At 43.2% G+C, this 24,769-nt stretch carries 17 protein-coding genes; 16 read left to right on the top strand and 1 reads right to left on the bottom strand.

The window, feature by feature from the left end; genetic code table 11:
- The 11 genes from ACW6PM_RS10615 to ACW6PM_RS10565 all read left to right on the top strand — a co-directional run bounded on the left by ACW6PM_RS10615 (position 1) and on the right by ACW6PM_RS10565 (position 18,851).
- The gene (locus ACW6PM_RS10615) at positions 1-852 is read left to right on the top strand and encodes a DUF5685 family protein (RefSeq protein ID WP_456057130.1); all 852 of its coding nucleotides are present in this window, start codon (positions 1-3) and stop codon (positions 850-852) included.
- Entirely contained in the window at positions 849-1,577 is a 729-nt protein-coding gene (locus tag ACW6PM_RS10610; RefSeq protein WP_456057129.1) for a DnaJ domain-containing protein, read from the top strand. Before ACW6PM_RS10615 ends, ACW6PM_RS10610 begins: the two co-directional genes overlap by 4 nt.
- Before the next feature lie 198 nt (positions 1,578-1,775).
- A complete protein-coding gene (locus ACW6PM_RS10605) occupies positions 1,776-3,326 on the top strand; it encodes a response regulator transcription factor (protein WP_456057128.1) in 1,551 nt (516 codons plus the stop codon).
- Between the two features lie 481 nt (positions 3,327-3,807).
- Complete coding sequence (locus ACW6PM_RS10600) at positions 3,808-9,471, top strand: SpaA isopeptide-forming pilin-related protein (protein ID WP_456057127.1); 5,664 nt, start codon at positions 3,808-3,810, stop codon at positions 9,469-9,471.
- 59 nt (positions 9,472-9,530) lie between these two features.
- Positions 9,531-11,633 (top strand): SpaH/EbpB family LPXTG-anchored major pilin, encoded by a 2,103-nt coding sequence (locus ACW6PM_RS10595; RefSeq protein ID WP_456057126.1) that lies wholly within the window; start codon positions 9,531-9,533, stop codon positions 11,631-11,633.
- Positions 11,634-11,896: 263 nt separating this feature from the next.
- On the top strand, positions 11,897-12,742 hold the full coding sequence (locus ACW6PM_RS10590) for a class C sortase (RefSeq protein ID WP_456057125.1): 846 nt from the start codon (positions 11,897-11,899) through the stop codon (positions 12,740-12,742).
- Between the two features lie 3 nt (positions 12,743-12,745).
- Positions 12,746-13,693 (top strand): AAA family ATPase, encoded by a 948-nt coding sequence (locus ACW6PM_RS10585; RefSeq protein ID WP_456057124.1) that lies wholly within the window; start codon positions 12,746-12,748, stop codon positions 13,691-13,693.
- Positions 13,694-13,720: 27 nt separating this feature from the next.
- Positions 13,721-14,815: a DUF58 domain-containing protein gene (locus ACW6PM_RS10580; RefSeq protein WP_456057123.1), complete on the top strand. Its 1,095-nt coding sequence runs from the start codon at positions 13,721-13,723 to the stop codon at positions 14,813-14,815.
- Positions 14,803-17,394: a transglutaminase-like domain-containing protein gene (locus tag ACW6PM_RS10575; protein WP_456057122.1), complete on the top strand. Its 2,592-nt coding sequence runs from the start codon at positions 14,803-14,805 to the stop codon at positions 17,392-17,394. Before ACW6PM_RS10580 ends, ACW6PM_RS10575 begins: the two co-directional genes overlap by 13 nt.
- An 88-nt stretch (positions 17,395-17,482) precedes the next feature.
- Positions 17,483-17,827, top strand: coding sequence for a hypothetical protein (locus ACW6PM_RS10570; protein ID WP_456057121.1), 345 nt, complete (start codon positions 17,483-17,485; stop codon positions 17,825-17,827).
- Positions 17,828-17,846: 19 nt separating this feature from the next.
- Complete coding sequence (locus ACW6PM_RS10565; protein ID WP_456057120.1) at positions 17,847-18,851, top strand: type II TA system antitoxin MqsA family protein; 1,005 nt, start codon at positions 17,847-17,849, stop codon at positions 18,849-18,851.
- Between the two features lie 69 nt (positions 18,852-18,920).
- On the opposite strand, the gene ACW6PM_RS10560 is transcribed toward ACW6PM_RS10565, so the two are convergent.
- Complete coding sequence (locus ACW6PM_RS10560) at positions 18,921-19,382, bottom strand: PH domain-containing protein (RefSeq protein ID WP_456057119.1); 462 nt, start codon at positions 19,380-19,382, stop codon at positions 18,921-18,923.
- 200 nt (positions 19,383-19,582) lie between these two features.
- On the opposite strand from ACW6PM_RS10560, the gene pyrB reads away from it, so the two are divergent.
- Genes pyrB through fmt form a run of 5 tightly spaced genes read left to right on the top strand, consistent with a single transcriptional unit; the run spans position 19,583 to position 24,702 of the window.
- Positions 19,583-20,503 carry an aspartate carbamoyltransferase gene (gene pyrB, locus ACW6PM_RS10555; RefSeq protein ID WP_308651720.1) on the top strand — a complete coding sequence of 307 codons (921 nt, stop codon included), beginning with the start codon at positions 19,583-19,585 and terminating at the stop codon, positions 20,501-20,503.
- A gap of 11 nt (positions 20,504-20,514) precedes the next feature.
- A complete protein-coding gene (locus tag ACW6PM_RS10550) occupies positions 20,515-20,946 on the top strand; it encodes an aspartate carbamoyltransferase regulatory subunit (RefSeq protein ID WP_308499498.1) in 432 nt (143 codons plus the stop codon).
- Between the two features lie 8 nt (positions 20,947-20,954).
- Entirely contained in the window at positions 20,955-23,216 is a 2,262-nt protein-coding gene (priA, locus tag ACW6PM_RS10545) for a replication restart helicase PriA (RefSeq protein WP_456057118.1), read from the top strand.
- 21 nt (positions 23,217-23,237) lie between these two features.
- Complete coding sequence (gene def, locus ACW6PM_RS10540) at positions 23,238-23,714, top strand: peptide deformylase (protein ID WP_308499496.1); 477 nt, start codon at positions 23,238-23,240, stop codon at positions 23,712-23,714.
- Positions 23,715-23,769: 55 nt separating this feature from the next.
- A complete protein-coding gene (gene fmt / locus ACW6PM_RS10535; RefSeq protein ID WP_456057117.1) occupies positions 23,770-24,702 on the top strand; it encodes a methionyl-tRNA formyltransferase in 933 nt (310 codons plus the stop codon).
- The last annotated feature ends 67 nt before the right edge of the window (positions 24,703-24,769 follow it).

The raw sequence follows: 24,769 nt of genomic DNA, 5'->3' as shown, positions 1-24,769 counted from the left end.
ATGTTTGGATATATAACTGTCAATAAGGACACCTTGTCCGAGGAAAATAAAAAAATATATCAAAGCTACTACTGTGGGCTGTGCCAGACTATGAAATCGCAGTATGGCAGGCGTGCACAGATGGCACTAAACTATGACATGACTTTTCTCATAGTGCTTCTGACAGGTTTGTACGAGCCGGATAGTGTGACGAGGGATGGATTTGTATGCAGCGTGCATCCCACAAAGAAGCGCACACTTCGCACAAACGAGATTACAGAGTATGCGGCAGCAATGAACATACTGCTTGCATACTACAATCTGATAGATGACTGGAAGGATGACAAGAGCCTGACAAAGAAGACCTATGCAGAGATGCTTAAAAAGGACTTCGAGAAGGCAAAAAAAAGCTATCCGATACAGGCAAAGGCAATAGAGGACTACATTGCAAGGCTTGCAGAGTGCGAGAGGAGCAATGATACCAATATCGATACTGTGGCGGGGCTGACAGGGGAGATGCTCGGTACGCTTTTTGCGTGGAAGCAGAATGAGTGGCAGAAGGATATGAAGGAGTTTGGCCGTTATATGGGCAAATTTATTTATATAATGGATGCATATGAGGATATTGAGGATGATATAAAAAAGAAGTCATACAATCCACTTATACAGCTCATGCATTGCTGCAATAATGACAGCGAAAAATTTGACAAATCCTGTCGGCTTATGATGACATCTATGCTTTCAGAGGCAGCAAAAATATTTGAGAGGTTGCCAATTCTCTTGCATGCGGATATAATCAGAAATGTTCTATACTCCGGTGTGTGGAGCAAGTATGAGTATATTCAGATGAAGAAAAGGAAGAAACATAAATGATAGATCCATATCAGGTGCTCGGTGTCAGCCGTAGTGCAAGTGACGATGAAATAAAAAAGGCCTACAGAAGCTTAAGCAGGAAGTATCACCCTGATGCCAATATCAACAATCCCAACAAGGATCAGGCAGAGGAAAAGTTTAAGCAGGTGCAGCAGGCATATGACCAGATAATGAAGGAAAAGCAGTCCGGTGCAACAGGTGCTTACGGAGCCGGTGGATATGGCAGTGCGGGAAGCAGCTCGTACGGTGGCAGCTCCTATGGTGGGGCGTATGGTAGTGGACAGGGCGCAGGTGATCCGTTTGGAGCAGGCGGACCGTTCGGTGGCTTCTATGGCCGCTATACCTACAATAATGCAGGAAGCAGTGCACAGGATGACAATCCGAAGGTGCGTGCAGCAGGCAATTTCATCAGCAACGGCTACTACAATGAGGCACTGAAGGTGCTTGAGGAGGTGCCTTTTGCTGAGAGACGCGGCAGATGGTACTACTACAGTGCTGTTGCCAACCAAAAGCTCGGCAACACAGCAACAGCCATAGAGCACATACAGCGTGCAGTGTCGCTTGAGCCAAACAACATGCAGTACCGCCAGTTTATGCAGATACTTGAAAACGGCGGCTCATGGTATTCGGATATGGGAGACATATACGGACGCCCTAGTGGCAGGGGCAGCGAGTGCTGCAGCTTGCTTGCCACATTCCTTTGCTGGCAGATGTTCTGCTGCTAGTATATATTTTAAAATAACTGTACAAATGATAACAGCCTGTGGCTCAATGAGACATGGGCTGTTATTTGTCATTATGCAGTGGCGTATCTAATGCTGATTATATTATTTTTTAAATTGAAAAAGATACTGAAATGCAATATAATAGTACTAGATTTATAGGTTGCATCGACATTATATTGGTTAGTTTAGGGGGCAAAAATGGAGAAGTTGAATATACTAATCCTGGATAGCAACAATGAGGACAGGCAGGAACTAAGGACAACAATCGAGAGCGTAGACTCTGATTTTATATACGAGATAATGGAGGCGGCAAATCCACAAAAAGCCGCACAATTGCTTGGTGAGCGCAGGATAGATATCATGTTTACGGAGCTTTTTGATAGTGCAGAGACCGGGACTGATATCATAGAGTATGCTAGAGAAAAAGCCATCAATCCTCATATACATATAGTGATAGTGAGCAGACAGCGTGATTTTGAGAGCGCCCGAATGGCCATAGAGCGTGGTGTGGAGAGGTACATCTTAAAGCCGGTTGCACCAACGGAGATTGTATCGTGTATGGCACAGATGATTTGTGAGATACATGATAGCAGAAAAAATGAAGAGCAAAAAAACAAAATGGCCGTTTGTGTGTGTGGATTTTTGTTGTCGCAATATATCGCAACAGGAAACAGACGGTATATGGATGAGCTTATCAGCTTTGCACAAAGGAATGAACTAAATACTGTAGAGTTTGTGAGCAATATCCTGCTTTTGTGGATAGACAGTGCATTTTGGAAGGAAAATGCAGATAGGGTCATCGGCAGAATAAAAGAAAGATTTGCTTCAAGAGCAGAGGCGGTCAGTCTGGGTGGCAACTATGTGCTCATCCTGCTTGGGGAGAATAATTACAGCAGGTCCAGCTATATGGCTGAGGGTATATACTATATGCTTACTGAGGTATATGGACAGCAATGCTATATAGCCGTGGGCTCCGGTATAAGTGATATCTATGAGATACACGATAGCTGTAAGAGGCTTCTAAAGCTTATGGAAAACAGATTTTTTGCTGACAACAATGGCATCTACCACGATGATGATGAGCTTGTTGAGCGCGATGAGTCTGAGAGAACGGAGTGCATAAACAGGCTGCTTATGTACATCAGAAAGAGAGATATCGAGCTTGTCAGAAAAGAGTATGGGCACTTGAAGCACATGATGTTTCAGAATAAATCGGATTCAGAGACTTTTGTGAAGTTCGTTTTTTCAGAGATTGCACTCGAGCTGTATAATGCAGCTCATGGAAGTGTCTATGGACAGGGCAAGAAACAGGTCGAGAAGCTTTTTGAAGCAGAACAGCTAAGTGATTTATACAATATTATAGAAGAAAATCTCTGTATTTACGAGGAAAATATCTCTACAGATGACAAGCAGATCCGAAAGGATATTGCACTGGTTAAGAGCTATATCAAGGCACATCTGTCAGAGAAGATAAATCTGGAGAGCCTTGCCGATATGGTCTTTCTTTCACCGGGGTATTTGAGTCTCATTTTCAAGCAGTCGACAGGGGATACAGTCAGTCATTACATTATCTCCCAGCGTATAGAGGAAGCAAAGAGGCTGCTTGAGACCACCAATATGAAGGTAAACCAGATTTGTGAGAAGGTGGGCATTGATAATGTATCGTATTTTGGACAGCAGTTTAAGATGATCTGTGGAATGAGTCCAAGCGAGTACAGAAAGCGCAAAAAATTCGGTGGCGGGGCTTAATCCCAAGAAACGACTGGTGCACACTCTCTCGCTTGAGCTACGCTACGCAGCCAAGATACTGTATGAATTATGCCTTGCAGATTTATTATGCTTGACGAAACCGTCGAAACGCGCCGTCCGTGGCGCGGTTCTCCTTGCCCTGCCATCCGTGGCAGGGCATTTCTGTGTAGCGTGTGCATAATTCAACAGTATCTAGGCAGCTTCGCTATTCGCTCATGCGAGAGAGCGTGCCCCAGCCAGTCTCAGGGGATGAAGCCCCTCTCGCTGCGGCAGAATGTAAACCGAGAGGCAAAAATCGACAAAAAGCACTAAAATTAGGAACAAAATACCATTTAAATAGTGATGTTTTTAAGTTAAAAATGAAAAGATATGAAAATAGTGATACAAATCTGATAATATTTATATTTACGAAAAGTCTCTAAAGTATATAATTATATATAACGAAAATAGTCTAAGAGTAGAATCGTATGGAGAGTTGATTATGAGAGTAATGAAAAAAATACTCAAAAGAAAAGTCAGCATTGTGATGGCAGTGCTTGTTATATTAGGAATAGCAGTTTATGGGGTAAGTGCGTTTGCGGAGGAAGCGCAGGAGCAGGCACAGAGTGGTACAACATCATTAGATAGTGGCTATATTTATCTGAATCCTGAGGGAATGAATTTAAATAACAATTCGCACTGGTATGATTGGACAGAAGGTCAAGATAAAGTATATTTTGGAATAGTACAAAGCAATTATGCTGTAAAAGACGGTGAGTATGATTCGAGTGCCAAATTATGGAAGTGGAAAATTGAAAATTTAAATTTACCATCGAGTGGTACGGTGAATTTCTTTTTTACATATTCAAATGACTGGGACGGCAAAATAAAACAGAATGATTACTATAGAACAGCTGAATACACAATGGAAGTCTCATCTATTGGTGGAAAAGTATTTGTACAGAATGGAATAAATGATACTCAAATAGATAAACATAATGTCTATGCATTAAAAGAGCTTCCATCATATGCAGGCAAGACTTTATCAGTTGTAGATATGACTGGCTCAGGCATTGGCATAAAGGCTTTATTTAGTACAGATGGTTCTAATTTTGATAATGCTAATGCTATAGACATGACAGGTAATAAGGTGACAATACCTGAAAATGGTGTATATCCATATCAGTATGTCAAGTTTATTAAAAATAATGATAATACTGAGCTTCTTGCATCTACAAAAATTGAAGATGCTATTAATAATGGAAGCATACTATACTATGGAATCAGAACGGATTCTGATGGAATAAAGTCAGTATGGAGTAAAGATAAGAAAAATTCATCTGCACCGACAATTACCAAGCTGTATTTTGATAGAAGTGATTTTCCAACTATTGAAAAAGATAACATCAAAGTGAAAATAGGAACTGTTGATTATGCAGATGCTAGTGTAGATACAGAAGATAATACAATCCTAAGCTATGACCTCACTGGAAAAACATTATCATCAGACACTATTATAGAAGTGAAAAAAGGTAATACTAGCTATAGATTTTATCCAAATGGAAATCTGAGTTTGGTTACTATAGATAGTGAAGGAAATGCTGGATTAAGTATATATAGAAATAACCCTAGTGGTACATATACAGTATATTTTGATGCGACGTTGTCAGAGCTTTCTTATAATGGTGATACAACGGATAATTCTCTGCCAAGACCTAGTGAAAATATTTATTATTATGCATGGGGAGATGGTTATGAGGCTGCTGGAGGGCAACTTACAAAAGTTGATGCTACTAGTGGAAATGATATAAAAGGAACTGTATATAAAGCTGATTTAAGTAACACATATACAAACATATTATTTTATAGTGCTTCAAGTCAGATACTTCCGAATGACAATAATAAAGCTGTAGATGATAACTCAAGTAAAACATGTGATTTGACCATTCCATGGAATTTGTACAACAATCCTTGCTTTTATGCGGATACAAGTGATGATAGTATTTATACCGCTGCATCTACTTCAATTGCTACACCATTACGTTCAGGTTATTGGGATGAAGTAGGCAGGGTAAGAGATGCTGATGGCAAGAAGAAAGATGGAACATATAACATTTATAATAATGGTACAATAACAGGTACTGGAAATGCCCGACAGGATCAACAAGTAGTTGATATACCGGAGGGAACCCTCACCAGGGATAGTGACATGCTCTATGTCAATACAACCTTGTATGACTACTATTCCGATTATGAGCTGAATGGATATAACAGAGATAATTATTCTAACACAGATTTAGTTACCGCAGCTAAAAATGGAAAACTGCAATTTATGTACCAGCCATTCAGACAGTTTGATCAGGCATTGAGTACATATTATAGTGATAATAACGCTACGTCACCTATATATTGGGGAAACTTCCAAAACTATGATGGAAACCCATATAGCGAGATTTCGAAAACCTTGAATTTGTATGGTAGTAGTGATTGGAGCAAGTTCATATTTAATAATAACTCAATGTGGGGTAGCAATGTGCCAGCAACGTGTCCAAGTCCAAATAAATCCGGACAATTATCAAATGGTAATAACGCCACTCAGGGACTTGTGTCAGATACACTGTCAGAGAACAATCTGATGATTAAAACGTCAAGTGGAACCGTTAAAGCGCCTTACTTTGATGAGTCATTCCTTACTGGTAATAACTCAAAGAATACTGTGCTTGGCAAAGTATATAAGGGTGTTACATTTCCGTTTGTAAAAGAAAATATGGCTAGTAAGTCTGATAGCAGTGCAGCAGGAACTGTAGAGTACTGGACATTCGATAGCGCTAAGAGTGCTAAAAATGGAAATTTGGAGCTTCAGCACAGTGAGGCAGATGGATATTTCCTTAACCCAACAAACAATGAAGTATATGGACAGACAGCGGATTCTGGTTTCCCTACGACAGCAGCTGATGGTAAAAGCGGTAAAAACTATTTTCCATTTAATAATAATAATCAATCAGGAACGGCTGCAAAGCTTAATTATGGTTTTGGCCAGAAGTTTGATTTGAAGTTTAGGCTGTCGTCTGATGGAACAGTTACTACAAGTGAGAATGCGAAGGTACCGATTGAGTTCAACTTCTCCGGAGATGATGACGTATGGGTATATATTGATGGTAAGCTGGTGCTTGATGTAGGTGGAGGACATGGTAAGGTTTCAGGAACGATAAATTTTAGAGATAAAACCGTAACCGTATCAGGTATAAAGAACCCTACGGGTGGTGGTGCTGATACAAATGGAACAGCAAAAAAATTTGATGCAATTAAAGAAGAAGACAACACCAAAGAGCACACCCTCACCATGTTCTACATGGAGCGCGGTCTTTGGGAGTCAAATATGTCTATATCATTCAACTTCCCGGATGAGAACGAATTCCAGGTGGAGAAGAATGTGGATACAACTGGTGTTGCTGAAGATTTTAAATCATGCTTTGACGATGTATCAGCATTCCCATTTACTATATTAAATCAGGCAACGCACTATGCTGCAAAAGAAGCCACCGGTGGAAAGAAAATTGAAAATATAACCTTTAATAATGAATTTAAGGGTGATACCATTTCCAAAGTATTAGAAACTAATACGTTTGAATATTTAGAAACATGCAAGGATGAAGCTGATAAAGGAGCCGCAAAGAGCGATGTGGTTCATTGGAAGGCTGAATTATCAGACGAGGCTGGTCAATACAAGGAATTAAGGTGGGGCATTATTTACCCTTCGACCGGAAAAAGAGAAGCATTCAATGCTACATATACAATAGGCAAAAGCACTACAAATCATTATAAGTATCTGCAGTTTAGTCTGTATGATGGAGTTGTAACCGAAACACCTTCACTTAACAATATGTATGTAGAGCTGGAAGATAGTAGTAACAATACAATAGGTGGATTCCTTTCGGCAGGTAATACATATAACAGTCTGAATCTGAAAAAAGGAAAATGGAATACAATTACAATAGATTTGGACAAGCTGAGTAAAGCTACAACGAAGTTTGATTTTTCAAAGATTGTAAATATCAAATTTGACTATAACTTAAGCAGGGATATGTATCTCGATGATTTTACCTTTATACCATCGACGGAGGTGACACAGCCAACAGGCTTTGTTACTAAACAGTACGATATACCGGATTATGGCTCTGTAGCATCGGGAACGTTGATGTATCCGGTAAATGCAGTATATACAGTATCGTCAGGAACTTCATCCACAACAAATTTACTGGGTGCAGATGGAACGTTTACACTGGCAAATGGAGAGACTGCTACATTTGCGGATCAGTTCAGGCGAGGCAGTTATATAGCGCTGAGTGAGGATGTGGATACAGAGGTTTTTGCGCCATCGTGGACATTATATGAAAATGGAGAAGAGGTAAAAAATACTGTACCAGCGAATTCAACAACTGTTAAGCAGGCTGAAGAGGTTACACTTCCAACTCAGGATGGACAAGCCATTAAGGATGGACGACAGGAAAAACATGTTAGTGGTACTGATTCAGATGGTCAGGAACAATCTAATAGCGGTTATACAACTACTGGATGGGCTAAGAAAAATGGTACTACAAGCTCTGATGCTAACAGGGATGAGAAAAACACAATAGTGTTTAGGTCATTCACGGATCCTGATAGCTCAACAACCGCTACAAAGCTGAAAGTAAAATACACAAACAAAGTCAAAACCGGTGCAATCAGGATAGCAAAAGCAGGAGCATATTTAAGCGATACTGCTGAAAACCTTAATGGGGAATATCAGATTAAGGTTACTTTTACCAATATTGCAGGAATGGCTCTTGAGAATGGAAAGAAATATGAATATACATATAAACTGAAATGGGGAGAACATTATGATATTACAGGTATTCCGGCAGGAACTGAATATACTATCTCAGAGATATTGCCGGACGATGACTCATCGCTCAATGATATAGTAATTAATCAGCTTGCTTACAGTGGCGATGACTCAAAGTATACAGCCACCAAGGTAAAGGATAGTAACGGAAACTGGGTTATACATGGCAAAATCAAAGCAGACTCAACGGCAGAGAATACTGTATTTACTTTCCAAAATACGAAAAAACCTGTTATTAACCTGACTGTTGAAAAGAAGTGGGTTGATAAAAATGGCAATACATTTACAAAAATCCCGGATAGTGTAACAGTTAAGCTGCAAAGAAGAGTGAAATCAACTACTGAAGCGACATGGGAGGATGTGTCAGTTACTGATAGCGAAGGTAATGAAATAACTGTTATTACGCTTAGGCCTGATAATCAAAATACAGCCAATAGCTGGAAATATGTTTTTAAAAACCTTGACAGATATCCTGATTATACAACATCGCAAGAGAATCCATATGAGTATCGTGTTGTTGAGGTAGTCAAAGCCGGAGAAACATATAAGGAGCTGAGTACGGGAGACTATTTTGATGATTGCTTTAAAGTGCAGTCATATAATAATGGTACTAATGTGTCGGTTGATTCATCCGAAATTTCAACTAAGGTAGACAGGACATATACAATCACTAATGTATACAGCCCAAAAACTAATATCAAAATAACCAAGGTGGATGCGTCTAACTCTGATGTAAAGCTAAATGACGTACAATTTACACTTGAAAAATTGATACCAGTTTCTGCTGGTAGTGAGAGCTATGAGGCAGATACAAGTTTTGGAACAAATGGAAAAATGATTGCTGAAACAAGTGGAAATAGCACAGATAACTTAAATACTCCTCTTGGTATAGCAGAATTCAAAGATCTTCCGGATGGAAGATATCGCCTGACAGAGACGAAAGCCAAAGCGGGCTACAGCTTATTAAAGGATCCAATAATCATTGTAATAGATAGAACAGGAACAACAATCGTGCGCAGCGAGGGTGAGAGTTATGATGAAAGTAAACATAACTACACATTTGGAGATACTGATGATACAAAAAACACCATCAGCCTCCAGATAAGCAACCGTATGAAGTTCCTTATACCAAAAACCGGTGGTTATGGAGCAATGTTATTCATATTATGCGGAATGGCGCTTGCAACGCTAGGCTGCTTGATATTTTTCTTGATTACTCTTAGAAAGGAGGTACAATACTCCAGACTTAAGAGACAAGGAAGAAACGCGATTGGCAAATAACACCTGCCGGTCGCACGTAACTCGATAACAATGAAAAAGATATAAGAGAGGAAAAAAGCATGAAAAAAATTAAAAAAATGTTGGCTGGTCTCCTTGGCGCAGCCATGGTGCTGACATTATTCGGCACACCGGCCTGGGCGGATAGTGCTACAAGAAATACTTTACCTACTATTGATACAGCTCAGAAAGGTATGTTGACAATCAATAAGTATGAGGGTACAGATGCAGACGTGTCAAAGGATAAACCATTAGCAGGTGTTGAATTTACAATTTGGAAAGTGGCAGATATTGATCAGGATACGTCGGTTGTGTCAAAGGTGGGATTTAAATATACACCGGTGAATACAATGACGGCACTTGAGGCCAGTGATTTTGAATCTACAAAGACAGATCCAAAGGAATATACTGATGAGATATATACCAAAGTATTAAATAAACTTAATACTAATAAGGAAGTTGAAAATGGTACATTAGCTAATGGAATAACAGCAACCACAGTAATAGATGACACAACAGGTAAAGCATCTGCTAAATTTACAAACCTTGAATTAGGACTTTATCTCGTACAGGAGACAAAGGCTCCTTCACAGATTGTAAATAAAACAGCAAACTTTTTAGTTTCAGTTCCTATGACAAATGAGGCTGGTACAGCTTGGAACTATGATGTAGTTGCAGAGCCTAAGAATGCAGCAGTTTATTCAGGAATAACACTTAAAAAGACTGGTACAACAATAAATGCTGATGGCACAAAAGGTACTCCAACAGCTCTCAGTGGAGTACAGTTTGCTTTGCAAAGATATAATACGACATCAAATAAGTGGGAGTTGGTTACAACTGCTGACCATATAGATGGCATTTATACTACAAGTAGTGAAGCTGGAACAGTAGGTCAGATAACAGTTGATGGACTTGCTCCGGATAAGTACAGATTTATCGAGACAAGCTTAGGAATAGGCGAGACAAACCATGGATATATCTTAAACGGAACCCCATATGTGTTTACAGTAGGAACTGATAAAAAAATCACATACGACGGAAAAACAGGCGATAGTATTGTTATCACCGCAGACAACGAAAAGCCAGACCTCAAGAAAGAGGTAAAAAAAGGTGATACATATGCAAATGCAGCAGATGCCTCAATCGGTGATATGGTAGAGTGGAAAGTGTCTGCATCTGTACCATCAAATGTAGACCAGTTAAAGAAATATTCAATCACTGATACAATGTCAAGTGCTCTTACATGGGTAGACGATAAAGCAGAACTTAAATTGACTTATAAATCAAATAAAGTAGAAGTACCTAGCCTTACTCTTACAGAGGGAGAAACAGGTGATTATAAATTAACAAAGCCAACTGATGACGAAGCAGGTGGTTCATGGACAATCGAATTTACTAGTGCAGGTAAGACTAAACTTAAAGCAGCAGCTATTGATTCAATTGAAGTAACTTTCAAAACAAAGTTAAATGAAAATGCAAATATAGGTAGTGCAGGTAACCTCAACGATGCACAGCTTGATTACTCAAATGCAATTTATCCTTCAGTAGATCCAACTAATCCTAATGATGGTAAAACCCCTGGTGAGGATCATATCAAGGATCAGGCAATAGTATATTCTTTTGCCATTGATATGACAAAGGTAGATGGAAATAACAATGAAACCAAGCTTTCGGGTGTACAATTTGATTTATACAGATATACAGGAAAAGAGACAAATCCTACTGAAGAGCAATTAAAACAAAATGCAACTGCCATCAAAACTAATTTAACAACTGGAACAGATGGCAAGATTACAGAGAATGGTTTGAAAGGTCTTAAAAATGGAAGATATTTCCTTGTTGAGACAAAAGCCGCAGGTGGTTATAACTTATTGAAAGCACCTGTAGAAGTGAACTTAAATGTTGATTATGTAGTAAAAAAGACTACTGATAAGTGGTATGATGAAAATAGTAACTTAATTGGTACAAAGACAACAGTTACTTCAACCAAATTCACAGGTGGAGATGCAACTAACGCTGGTACCTACAGCGTAACAATCGAAAACCGCAAGGGCTTCACTCTCCCAAAAACCGGTGACATCGGAACTGCAATGTTCCTTATCATTGGTATTGGTGGAATGCTCGCTGCAGTATATATCATGCTCAGAGGAAGAAAGAGAGCCTAACCAATGGCAATAGCCAAAGAGAGTTTAGATAAGATTTAACCAAATAAAGTGCTCTTACAGAGCAAAGGGATGACTAACCTTCGTACATACAGACTTACAGGTCTGCGTGTGCGGAGGTTACCATTCTATTTTACATTTTTGAAGCGATATGCTAACATTTATTCAAACCTGCAATCAGACAGGCATGCAGCTTAGGCTGTTGTGGATTTGAATAAGTGCTATCAGAAGCCTTAGGTATAGGAAAAGCTATAGGAATACAAGCTATGAAGAAACTGCGAATAATCTTTTGCGCTATCCTCTTCCTCACCGGAATGTCGATTGCGCTCTACCCATATATCAGTAACCGTATAAATGAAAAGCATGCAAGCTCTGCTATCACCACATACGACAGTGAGGTGAAGCAGCTGGACGAGGAAAAGGTGGATGCCTTAAAGGAGGCGGCGACCAAGTACAATGACCAGCTGAGTACTGTGGTGTCGGCTGAGAGCACAGAGAGTGAGAGCAGTGCGGTCAGCTATGCAGATCTTGTGGATGTCGGAGAGTCGCTTGGATATATCACTATTCCAAAGATTGATGTGAATCTGCCTATATATAGCGGCACGAGTGATGATGTGCTCGCAAAGGGTGTTGGCCATATGGAGCAGTCCAGCTATCCGCTCGGTGGCGAGAGTACTCACTGCGTGCTGACAGGCCACAGAGGTCTTCCGAGTGCAGTGCTTTTTACGAATCTTGATAAGCTTGAGATGGGTGATGAGTTTTACCTGCATGTGCTTGATGAGATTCTTGCATACAAGGTGGATCAGATTAAGGTAGTTGAGCCTAACGAGTCGGGAGACCTTGATATAGTGGAGGGGAAGGATTACTGTACACTCGTCACCTGTACACCGTATGCGATTAATTCGCACCGTCTCTTGGTGCGCGGTGAGCGTACTGAGTACACAGGCGAGAAGAAGAGTGAGACAAAGAATCAGATGCAGTCGGGCGCACTCACGAAGCGAATAGTGGATGTGTGGCCGTGGATGCTTGTGGCGCTTGCTGTGGCAGGTACACTTGAGACTGTGATTTTTATTATAATTGTAAGGCGCAGAAGAAGAGAGAGGAACGAGTAATATATGAAGGGTTATGAGAAGGCCGCTCAGGCTATACAATCTGTGAAACAGGTGATTATAGGAAAAGATGACTGTGTGCTTGCCATCATGGAGGCTATTCTTGCAAACGGGCATATACTGATTGAGGATATTCCGGGAGTGGGCAAGACGAGCATGGCGCTTGCGTTTGCGAAGGTTTTGGATATGAAGCAGAGCCGTGTGCAGTTTACACCTGATGTACTGCCTACGGATATCACAGGCTTTTCCATCTACAGGAAGGAGCTTGGCAGGTTTGACTATGAGGAGGGCGCTGTCATGTGCAATCTGTTTCTGGCTGATGAGATAAACCGTACATCGCCAAAGACACAGTCCGCGCTTCTTGAGGTGATGGAGGAGCGCACGGTGACGGTGGATGGTGTGACTCATCCGGTGCCAAGACCGTTTCACGTTATCGCTACGGAGAACCCTATCGGCTCTGCCGGTACGCAGATGCTGCCGGAGTCACAGCTTGACCGTTTTATGATAAGCATCAGCATGGGATACCCAGACAGGGCAGATGAGCTTGATATTCTGATGAGCCGTGACCATGGCAATCCTATGGAGGATATCATGCCGTCCATTCTCACTGATGAGCTCGTTGCGATACAAAAGGAAGTGGAGGGTGTATTTGTCCACAGGACGGTTTATGAGTATATCGTGAGCCTGGTGGAGGCCACGAGAAATAATGACAGGATAGAGCTGGGAGTCAGCCCGCGTGGTGCGCTTGCACTTGCGAGGATGAGCAAGGCGGCTGCTTATGTTGAGGGGCGTGAGTATGTGCTGCCGCGTGATGTGGCTTCTGTGTTTATCAATGTGGCGCGTCACAGGATTGTGCTGAGTGCGCAGGGCAGGATGTACAATGAGTCTGCGCAGGATATTCTTGCTGAGATTTTGGCGTCGGTGAAGCAGCCGGCACCGCAGACAATAGGCTGATAGCCTGTCTGATTTTCGGAGGTATTGATGAAGAAAAAGGTTTCTTACATAGCTTTAATTATATGTACACTCGCAGTTGCACTGTTCTGGGACAATGATATAGCGCGCACACTGCTTTCGTTTGAGCTTTTGCTTGTGCCGTGCCTGTTTATGCTTTCCGTTTATCTGGAGCGAAATCTGAGTGCGTCCTTAGTAGTGCCGGACAGATATGTGCCAAAGGGAGAGAGGTTTGAGGTGGATGTGCATGTCTCAAATGCTTCTGTGCTTCCGATGAGCACGGTGCCGGTTACACTTGAGTGTCACAGCAGGCTTTCAAGCAGGGAGAGTGCCTATACGCGCGACGCCTTTGTTACGCCGGGCTCAGGCTCTTCGCTTTGCTTTTACCTGCGTACCGGCTACTGCGGCAAGCTGTATTTCAATATAGGAAAGGTCGCAGTGAAGGATTACCTGAGCCTCTTTACGCGCGAGTGCAGCGTTTCGGAGCATAGCTCGTCTGTGTTTGTGCTGCCGAGGATTCATATGCTTGATATGGCGCGCGTGCTTGGGCTTTCGGAGTCGGTGGACGGTGAGCTTTTTTCAAAGCTGCGTCATGGTGAGGATTCGTCTGAGGTGTTTGATATCAGACAGTACAGGAGAGGCGATTCTCTCCACAGCTTTCACTGGAAGCTTTCCGCAAAGATTGATGATTTCATGGTGAAGGAGTACAGTCTGCCGATGAATGAGACTGCATTTATCTTTGCCGATATGTCATATAAAGGCACCGGCGATGAACGTGTCAGTGTGATGGATGCCTTTCTTGAGATTCTCGGCTCTGTGTCGTGGTCTATGGCAGAAGCCTCTATGAAGCATCATGTTATCTGGTGGGATGATAAGGAGAAGCGCATCATGAGTCGGTTTGTTGCGAGTGAGTCTGATACATACTCTATGCTCGAGCAGCTTTGTGAGTCGGGCATGTATGAGGAGTCTGTGGATGTGGAGGCGCTCTATGAGAACAGGGAGATTGCGGCTGACAGCAATACGATGCGGCTTGGCATGGATGGCAGCTTTTATCACAACGGTGTGTGCGTGAAGCACTTTGACTGTGACAAGGTGGATGAGGAGCTTGCAGTATGGGAGATTTAGAGCTTGTAGGAGCCACACTGCTCACGAAGCCCGGGAATAAGGGGACACATGCTATATGGCCTATGACGGCCATGTGCTTTTTTTCGGTGATGGCGCTTTTTAGGATTTTTCTGTATGCGTTTTCAGTGTCTGTAAGTTACCCGGTGCTTGCGGCTGTCGGGGCAGCCCTTTGTGTGTGGTTTACATTTATATTTGAATATAGGGCATGGGACAGATATCGCTTTTTCGTCCTTCTTTTAAGCATTATGCTGTGGTGCTTTGGCATTTTGCTTGCGCAGGATGTTTTTAAGAAGGGCTTACTATATACCTTTAATTGTGTTGCCGGTCAGATGAACCGGACATATCAAAGTGGCATAACTCTCATTTCAGATGCCGGAACCGGGGCAACCATTTTTTTTATCTTTTTGTTTTTTATGGTTGCCTGGTTGATGGCTGAGGCTGTGATTAAGAGGCAGGATGGAGCTATGTTTTTGTTTGTAGCTTTTCCTGTGGTGATATGCTCACTGCTTAGTGGAGGAAGGATTTCAAAGGGAGCTTATTTTGTATTGCTCCTTTGTTTTTTAGGCACATATGCAGGCTCGTCTGTGCGCGTGAGAAGAAGGCTCTGGGGCAAGGGCGATGAGGCTGTGTTTGATACGAATGTGAAGGAAGCCAGACGCATCGCCAATATGCTTGCGGCTTTTTGTGCAGGCTTTGGTGCGGTTGTGGTGCTTTTAGCTTTTTTTGTGGTGCGGCCGGCTGTAAATGCTCCGCTTTCCGTGGTGTCGGATGTGACTGCTCCTGTGAAGAGCAGCGGGTTACAGTTTCTGTATAGGTTTTTGCCGCAGGTTTCAGGCGGCAGGCTCAATCTCTCGCTCGAGGGCGTGGGAGGAGGCGTGTCTGACGGTGTGCTTGGCGATGTGGACGGTACGGCTTATGATGAGGTGGAGTCGCTTAAGGTGACTGTCAGTGAGAAGCCTACAGAGATTCTTTATTTAAAGGGCTATGTGGGTGCAGACTATACGCAAAACAGGTGGAGCATGGGCGATGCAGACAGTCTGACAGATGCGGCTTTAAACTGGAAGACGGATGGTGATTCGCTCCTTTATATCCGGAATATGCCATTCCTTCGGATGATGTATGTGCAGAGCCGTATGGATGGTGCCGGTGAATGGGATGGCTCTGATGCCGTGGGAGGTGAGGATGCTGTGTCCTCACGCACGATTTCCGTCGAGAGGCTCAATGCGAATACTGCGTACACCTATGTGCCTTATCAGGCTTACCTGAATGATTATTATGATATCCTAGGTGGTGACTGCTCGGTGCAGGGGCAGACCGCACAGGATGACCGGTATGAGTACTTTGAAAGCAGCGCATACATCGATACGATGAAGAAGTGGATGGATGTGGATGCTTCCGGTTCTGATGGCGGTGACACAGTAGGCTCAGGCAGTGGTGCGGCAGGTTCTGATGGCGGTGACTCAGCAGGTGCGCTGGGCTCGTACAATCATCAGAATATGCTTGATGAGCTTGAGGCTTCATACGAGTCGTATGTGAATACCCACTATACCGATGTGCCTGAGAGCCAAAAGCGCATCGAGAAGCTTTGCAAAAAGAAGAAAAAGGAGTGGGACAAGAAGCTTGAGGGAAATCTGAGCGATACGCAAAAGCAGGACCTGTCATATGAAAAAATTGATGATGTGAAGAATTTTGTTGTGAGGACTTTGTGGGAGAGGTGTGAGTTCTCCAAATATGCTTCAAGGATTTCTGATGATGAGGACTACGTAGAGCGCTTTATGTTTGAAAAAAAGAAGGGTGATTCCACTGCCTTTGCTTCGGCGGCTGTTGTGATGTTCCGCTCCTGCGGCATCCCGGCTCGCTATGTGGTGGGCTATGCGGCTCCTGCCAATCTGTTTTCGGGACAGGCTGACGGCTCGTATATGGCTGTGCTTCAGGATGACAATGCGCACGCGTGGGTGGAGATTTACATGCCTGACTGCGGCTGGACTCCTGTGGAGACGACACCGGGCTTTGCCGGCACTATTGCCAATCTCGATATGCCTGAGGCTGACACAGAGGACACTGAAAGCATTGCAGACAAAAAGGACAAGGATGCTGACCGTGACGGAGAGAATACAGCGGATACCGGGGCCGATATGAAACGCATCAGGCAGATTAAGCTGGTGCTTGGCGCAGTCTGCGGCAGCTTGATTGTTATTATTGTGCTTTTACTTCGTATATGGTATGTGAAGAGACGTACGCTTGCGCTCGATAAGAGGCTTTCGCCTGGCGATAGAGTCAGAATCATATTTAGGAGCTTTTATGAGCTGCTTGAGAGGGATGGCAGGCTGGCTGCTAATGAGGGTGCTTGTGAGGATACCAATTGTATGGATACCACAAGGCCTGAGTTTGTAGATGTGGTGATTGCTACTTACCCTGAGCTTGTAAGGAGCGATTTTGAGAGGTTTATGGAGCTTGTGCTTATGGCCAATTACGGACCGGATAAGCTTGATACAGAGGATTGTGAGTTTGCAGTCGTGATGTATAAGAGGCTTAAGAAGCTTGTGGCGCGAAAGGCTGTGGTAAGAGGATATTTTTAATTATTGAATGATAAAATGCGGTCATATGACCGCATTTTTCTTGACATATGAGAACAAATAATATATCATATATATGGAGGTGGGGGGAGTGAATAATATAGCTAACATATCGGATATAGCCATATTTCTTGAAAATGCAAAAGCGCTTATTTCAGCAGGCAGATATGATTTTGTTCCAAGGAGAAATAATATGCAGTCTCTTGCACAGCACGGTTTAACAATCACTGATGCAAAGGCAGAGCTTTTGGAACTTGTCGTGAGTGATTATTATAAGGGCCCAAAGCAGGACTTTAATCCGGATAAGCCGGGGGATATATGGGAATTTAAAAAATATATTGCCGGAAGATTGTTTTACATAAAGCTAAAAATTACGCAGGAAAATGGAACAGACATTCTAAAGTGTCTCGGTTTTCATGAGGATGATTTCGCATAGGCTATAGGAGGTGGAGTCGATGAAAAGATATTGTGAAGAATGCAAAAAAGAAGTTGAGACTACAATAGTTACAAAAAAAGAATCTTATAATGTATGCGGAGAGATGATAGATGTAAACGCGCAGGTTCTTGTATGTGCTGAGTGCGGAGAGGAATTATTTTCTGAGGAATTAGATAATGCTACTCTTATCAATGCATATAATGAATATCGTAGGAGGCATAAGCTTCTTCTTCCGGAAGAAATTAAAGAAATAAGACAGCAGTATGGACTAAGCCAGAGAGGCTTTTCAAAATTATTGAATTGGGGAGATAAGACTATCTGCAGATACGAGAATGGTTCGTTACAGGACCGGGCTCATAATAGTCTTTTGATTTTTTTGAAAAATCCTGAGAATATGAGGTCATATCTTACAGAAAATGAGATAGACATTGATGAAAAGCAGAAAACAAAATTGCTTGATATTGTAGAAAAACTTGAGCAGAATTTGGAATACAGAGAAAATAGAAAGTTTTTTGATGAATTTTTCTCCGAAACTCCATGTGAGGAAAATGGATTTAAAGGTTTTGATTATGAAAAATTGTGTGCAATGGTTTTATTTTTTGCAAATAAAAGCACAGAGCTGTTAAAGACAAAGCTGATGAAGCTATTAAATTATTCAGACATGATTTTTTATAAGGAAAATGGTATTTCAATATCAGGGTTAAGGTATGCGCATTTACCATATGGCCCGGTTCCTGAAAATTTTGATATGCTTTTTGGAAGGATGGCTGCAGACCATTTGGCTCATATTGAGGTGACTTATGATAATGGATATGAAAAGCATCAGGTGATTCCTGAGTGTGATATGCCAAATGGTATTTTATCCGATGAGGAAAAGAATGTTCTTGAACGCATTTATTTGAAATTTAAGGATTTTGGTTCAGTTGATATATCAAACTATTCGCATAAAGAAAAAGGTTATATTGCTACTAAGCAGGGAGAAATAATCTCTTATTCATATGCGAAGGATATTTGTCTAAATTAGATAGCATGAAATGTAAATAGAAGCAGCCTCCGGACTAACCGGAAGCTGCTTCCTTTAAATATGCGAATCTTATTCCAGCGAATCCGGAATACCATCATGGTCCAAATCTGCCATGTCTGCTCCGTGTGCACCGATATCCACAGTGTTTAAGGTGCGTCTTTTTAGCCTTGCAGCCTCAGACTGCTTGAGCAGATAGCTCTTTATCTCGCGTGAGTGCTTTACATGAACGAGCTTAAGCTCAGGGCTTGTGACATCGCCTGTGTAGCAGACTATGGTGCCGAGCCTGAAAATGCGCTCCATCAGTGATGTGGTGAGCTTTACATCAGCTACCTTGTACATGTAGCAGTCATCCTCTGTGGTGCTTAAGAGTCCGGACTCTACAGTGATAAAGGATGGTGTGATGGTGTACTTCGTGAAGGTCCACGGCAGACCGAGAAACAGCAGTCTCTTTCTCTCCTTAAAGATTACGGCATCGTCATCATCGATGGCGCCTGCTGTGGTGTTTTTGATTTGTGATTCATTTACTGACATATTATTCTCCTTTTTGATGTTGAAATTGTCGTAATTGTATGAAAACTTCAATACAATTGCTAAGCGTTCAGAACAGTTATATTCTGACATATATTCTACAACAAAAAAGTGTAAAAGCCAACTTGAATATTGCGCTGAGATATTATATGATAGAAAAAATGTAAAAAATAATGTTACGCGAAAAAGAATGGAGGCAAATTATGCGTCACTTAATGAGTCCGTTGGATTTTTCTGTAGAAGAGTTGGACAAGCTTCTTGATCTTGCAAATGATATAGAGGCTCATCCTGAGAAATATGCACATAAGTGCGATGGAAAGAAGCTTGCAACCTGTTTTTACGAGCCAAGCACGAGAACCAGGCTTAGCTTTGAGGCTGCCATGCTTAATCTGGGAGGCTCGGTGTTGGGCTTCCACAGTGCTGATTCGTCATCTGCTTCAAAGGGCGAGAGCGTTTCAGATACTATCAGGGTTATTTCCTGCTATGCAGATATCTGTGCCATGCGTCATCCTAAGGAGGGTGCACCGCTTGTAGCTTCGGAGAAATCGCGTATTCCTGTAATCAATGCAGGCGATGGCGGTCATCAGCATCCTACCCAGACACTTGCTGATCTCCTTACGATCCGTTCCATCAAGGGCAGATTGAATAATATCACAATCGGCTTTTGTGGAGATTTAAAGTTTGGACGTACCGTGCATTCACTGATCAATGCACTTATCAGATATGACAATGTGAGGGTTGTGCTTATCTCGCCTGAGGAGCTTAAGGTGCCTGACTATGTGCGCGATGATGTGCTTCGTGCCAACAATATCGAGTTCAAGGAGGTAGAAAAGCTCGAGGATGCCATGGGAGAGCTTGATGTGCTCTACATGACACGTGTCCAGAAGGAGCGTTTCTTCAACGAGGAGGACTACGTGCGTCTGAAGGATTTCTACATTCTGACCAAGGAGAAGATGGAGCTTGCAAAGGATGATATGATTGTACTTCATCCGCTCCCACGTGTGAATGAGATTTCTGTTGATGTGGATGACGACCCGAGAGCATGCTATTTCAGGCAGGCGCAGTATGCGGTTTACGTGCGTATGGCGCTGATTCTGACACTGCTTGGACTGGCTGAGGACTAAAGGAGGATAATATGCTGAATATTAGTGGAATACATGAGGGCTTTGTGCTCGATCATATCAAGGCAGGTATGAGTCTTCAGATTTACAGGGATTTAAAGCTTGACAAGCTTGACTGCACGGTTGCAATCATAAAGAATGCAAAGAGCAGCAAGATGGGCAAGAAGGATATCATCAAGGTAGAGTGCCCGATAGAGTCATTAGACCTCGATATCCTTGGATTTATCGACCACAACATCACTGTAAATGTGATAAAGGGTGACAAGATTGTGGACAAGATGGAGCTTAAGCTGCCTCATCAGGTGAAAAATGTCATCAAGTGCAAAAACCCAAGATGCATCACTTCAATTGAGCAGGAGCTTGACCAGATTTTCGTGCTTTCCGATGAGAAAAACGAAGTTTACCGCTGCAAGTACTGCGAGGAGAAATACGAAGGAGTTAAATAGTATCAGTTATGTATGCCAACGTGATTGTGGATATATCCCACGAAAAACTGGATAAGACATTTCAGTACAGCATCCCGGATGAGCTTTTATGCGACATCCGCCCGGGTGTGTGCGTGGATATTCCATTTGGCAGCCGCACTATCACAGGCTATGTGATTGAGGTCACGGATGAGCCTGAGTACGACCCGGCAAGGACAAAGCCTCTTATCGGGATAAAGGCGCACTCTGTGGCTGTTGAGGCAAAACTCATCGCGCTTGCGGCATGGATACGGCGCAACTACGGCTCTACCATGAATCAGGCGCTTAAGACTGTTATACCTGTAAAGAAGCAGGCTAAGGAGCAGGTGAGCCGCAGCATTGCACTGAAAATAGACAAGGTAAGGGCGAGGGCGCAGCTTGCGCTTTGCGAGGCAAAAAAACAAAAGGCAAAGGCAAGGCTTTTTCGTGCCCTGATCGATGCAGATGATGGGGCGAGCCTTGAGTATTCCTTTGTGACAGGCAAGCTGTCGGTGTCAGCTGCTACTATAAGGACGCTTGAGCAGAGCGGCTTTATCGAGGTCATCACACAGACCGGCTACAGAAATCCTGTGGAGCATATGAGTGTGGATACCTATGATAAGGTGCTGAACGCTGCGCAGCAGAGTGTGGTTGATGAGATACAAGGTGATATTGCCTCTGGCCTTAGAAATACTTATCTGATTAAGGGTGTCACCGGAAGTGGCAAGACAGAGGTGTACATGGAGCTTATCGCACACTGTATACAGTCCGGGCGTCAGGCGATTGTGCTGATTCCCGAGATTGCACTTACTTACCAGACAGTGATGCGCTTTTTTTCCAGATTTGGGAACAGGGTTTCAATAATCAATTCAAGACTTTCAAATGGTGAGCGTTATGACCAGTTTGAGAGAGCTAAAAATGGTGATATTGACATCATGATTGGCCCGCGGTCGGCGCTGTTCACACCTTTTTCAAATTTAGGACTTATCATAATAGATGAAGAGCATGAGAATTCATACAAGAGTGAGTCGGTGCCGCGCTATCACGCCAGAGAGGTGGCGATAGAGTACGCGCGCATGTCCGATGCTATTGTGGTGCTTGGCTCTGCAACACCGTCCGTGGACAGCTACTACAAGGCAAAGACAGGCGTTTACAGGCTTTTGGAGCTTGATACGCGTGTGGACGACAGACCTCTTCCAAAGTGTGAGATTGTTGATTTGAGGCAGGAGCTTCGTGAGGGAAACCGCTCGATTCTTTCCACCAGGCTTCAGGAGCTCATGGAGGAGAGGCTTCAAAATGGTCAGCAGACCATGCTTTTTTTAAATAGAAGAGGCAAATCGGCATTTATGTCGTGCAGAGCGTGCGGTTTTGTGGTAAAATGTCCTCATTGCGATGTATCACTCAGTGAGCATAGCGGCGGAGTGATGGTCTGTCACTACTGCGGCTACAGACAGCCGGTGCCAAAGGTGTGTCCGAGCTGTGGCTCAAAGTACATCAGCGGCTTTAAGGCAGGCACGCAGAAGATAGAGGCGATGGTGGCAAAGCGTTTTCCACAGGCGCGTATACTGCGCATGGATTATGACACCACGAGGGCAAAGGATTCGTATGAGAAGATTCTGCAGGCTTTTTCCAATCATGAGGCTGATATACTTATCGGCACGCAGATGATTGTGAAGGGGCATGATTTTTCAAATGTCACGCTGGTTGGAGTGCTGGCGGCGGATATGTCACTGCATGTGAATGATTTTCACGCGGCGGAGCGCACATTTGCGCTGCTGACACAGGCGGCAGGGCGCGCCGGAAGAGGAAAGCTGCCCGGCAATGTGGTCATACAGACCTACGACCCTGACCACTACGCCATTCAGACTGCCAAAGAGCAGGATTATGAGGCTTTTTACGATAAGGAGATAGAGTACAGGAGGCTTATGAACTATCCGCCTGTATGGAATATGCTTTTAATCCATGTCACATCACCTGATGAGAGTGAGTGCGGCAACGTGGCGCAGAGAGTGCACGATACAGCGGCACAGATGATATCACATATAGAGAAGAGTCAGAGCCCGGATGATAGGCATCAGATTCAGCTCATAGGCCCTGCGGATGCGACCATCGCAAAGGTAAATGACATATACCGCAAGGTGATTTACATGAAGACATCTGCCTATGCAGCGCTCATTTCCGTAAAGGATGGCATAGAGCAGGCTGTGAAGGCTGATACGGCAATGAAAAATGCAAATATCTCATTTGATTTTAATCCGATGAGTGGATTTTGACAGATATAGAAGGAGGCAATTATGGCACTTAGAACTATTAGAGTGGAGGGAGACCCTGTACTTGGCAAGGTATGCAGAGAGGTTACGGAGGTGACTCCAAAGATAGTAACACTTATTGATGATATGCTCGAGACCATGTATGAGGCTAATGGTGTAGGACTTGCTGCACCGCAGGTCGGCATACTTAAGAGAATTGTTGTTATCGATGTGGGCGAGGGTCCAATCGTGATGATCAATCCTGAAATTATCGAGTCTGACGGAGAGCAGACCGGCGATGAGGGCTGTCTTTCAGTACCGGGAAAGGCCGGACAGGTAACACGCCCGAATCATGTAAAGGCCCGCTTTATGGGCGAGGATATGAATGAGTATGAGATAGAGGGAGAGGAGCTTTTGGCCAGATGCATCTGCCACGAGCTTGACCATCTCGACGGACATCTCTATGTGGAGAAGGTTGAGGGAGCACTTCACGATGTGACCTATGAGGATCCACAGGAGTAATCCTTAAGATGACATTTGTTATCCGGGCTTTTAAAAATATCTGGGAGGCAGTAATATGAGAGTAATTTTCATGGGAACACCGGATTTTTCGGTGGGAACACTTGAGGCAATTATAGAGGCAGGGCATGAGGTGGCACTGGTTGTCACACAGCCGGACAAGCCAAAGGGGCGCGGCAAGGCAATGCAGTACACACCGGTCAAGGAGTGTGCACTTTCGCATGGCATTGAGGTATTCCAGCCGGTTAAAATAAGAGAGTCTGCCAATATAGAGTACCTCAGAAAGTTTAATGCAGATATAATAATTGTGGTTGCTTTTGGACAGATTCTGTCAAAGAGTATTCTTGATATGCCGCGCTACGGCTGTATCAATGTGCATGCTTCACTTCTGCCAAAGTACAGAGGTGCGGCGCCTATCCAGTGGGCTGTGATTAACGGTGATGAGTTTACCGGTGTCACTACCATGAGGATGGATGAGGGTGTAGATACCGGCGATATGATTGCAAAGAGCACAGTCAGGCTCGCACCTGATGAGACGGGCGGCAGCCTGTTTGAAAAGCTCTCGGCAGAGGGAGCAAAGCTGTGCGTGGAGACCATGAAGATGATAGAGGATGGCACTGCAGAGTACACTCCTCAAAACAGTGAGGAAGCCACACATACATCAATGATCAGCAAGGAGCTTGGCTTTATCGACTGGACAAAGCCTGCTGTTGAGCTTGAGAGGCTTATAAGAGGCCTCAATCCATGGCCGAGCGCATATACACATTTAAACGGCAAGACCTTTAAGGTGTGGAGCGCTAGGGTGATTGACGGCAGCGATGATTACGAGCCGGGCTGTATTTATCATATCGGAAAAAATGATATGTATGTACAGACAGGAAAAGGAGCATTATCTTTAGTAGAGGTACAGCTCCAGGGCAAGAAGCGCATGGATACAGGTTCATTTTTGAGAGGCTGTCATGTGGAAGAGGGCTCATTCTTCACATTATAAATATAAGATAACTATTCAGAATCACTGAGAACCAAAAAGCTGATGAGGCGGGGATGAATAGTTACAA

The sequence above is a fragment of the Agathobacter sp. genome (genome assembly GCF_977054825.1).
Note: the sequence above shows the minus strand (reverse complement) of the source record. Positions and strands in the feature narration are given on the sequence as shown.

What these genes read in the sequence shown, in the direction of transcription:
- ACW6PM_RS10615 (WP_456057130.1), top strand. Translation starts at nt 1, where the DNA reads ATGTTTGGATATATAACTGTCAATAAGGACACCTTGTCCGAGGAAAAT.
- ACW6PM_RS10610 (WP_456057129.1), top strand. Translation starts at nt 849, where the DNA reads ATGATAGATCCATATCAGGTGCTCGGTGTCAGCCGTAGTGCAAGTGAC.
- ACW6PM_RS10605 (WP_456057128.1), top strand. Translation starts at nt 1,776, where the DNA reads ATGGAGAAGTTGAATATACTAATCCTGGATAGCAACAATGAGGACAGG.
- ACW6PM_RS10600 (WP_456057127.1), top strand. Translation starts at nt 3,808, where the DNA reads ATGAGAGTAATGAAAAAAATACTCAAAAGAAAAGTCAGCATTGTGATG.
- ACW6PM_RS10595 (WP_456057126.1), top strand. Translation starts at nt 9,531, where the DNA reads ATGAAAAAAATTAAAAAAATGTTGGCTGGTCTCCTTGGCGCAGCCATG.
- ACW6PM_RS10590 (WP_456057125.1), top strand. Translation starts at nt 11,897, where the DNA reads ATGAAGAAACTGCGAATAATCTTTTGCGCTATCCTCTTCCTCACCGGA.
- ACW6PM_RS10585 (WP_456057124.1), top strand. Translation starts at nt 12,746, where the DNA reads ATGAAGGGTTATGAGAAGGCCGCTCAGGCTATACAATCTGTGAAACAG.
- ACW6PM_RS10580 (WP_456057123.1), top strand. Translation starts at nt 13,721, where the DNA reads ATGAAGAAAAAGGTTTCTTACATAGCTTTAATTATATGTACACTCGCA.
- ACW6PM_RS10575 (WP_456057122.1), top strand. Translation starts at nt 14,803, where the DNA reads ATGGGAGATTTAGAGCTTGTAGGAGCCACACTGCTCACGAAGCCCGGG.
- ACW6PM_RS10565 (WP_456057120.1), top strand. Translation starts at nt 17,847, where the DNA reads ATGAAAAGATATTGTGAAGAATGCAAAAAAGAAGTTGAGACTACAATA.
- ACW6PM_RS10560 (WP_456057119.1), bottom strand. Translation starts at nt 19,382, where the DNA reads ATGTCAGTAAATGAATCACAAATCAAAAACACCACAGCAGGCGCCATC.
- pyrB (WP_308651720.1), top strand. Translation starts at nt 19,583, where the DNA reads ATGCGTCACTTAATGAGTCCGTTGGATTTTTCTGTAGAAGAGTTGGAC.
- ACW6PM_RS10550 (WP_308499498.1), top strand. Translation starts at nt 20,515, where the DNA reads ATGCTGAATATTAGTGGAATACATGAGGGCTTTGTGCTCGATCATATC.
- priA (WP_456057118.1), top strand. Translation starts at nt 20,955, where the DNA reads ATGTATGCCAACGTGATTGTGGATATATCCCACGAAAAACTGGATAAG.
- def (WP_308499496.1), top strand. Translation starts at nt 23,238, where the DNA reads ATGGCACTTAGAACTATTAGAGTGGAGGGAGACCCTGTACTTGGCAAG.
- fmt (WP_456057117.1), top strand. Translation starts at nt 23,770, where the DNA reads ATGAGAGTAATTTTCATGGGAACACCGGATTTTTCGGTGGGAACACTT.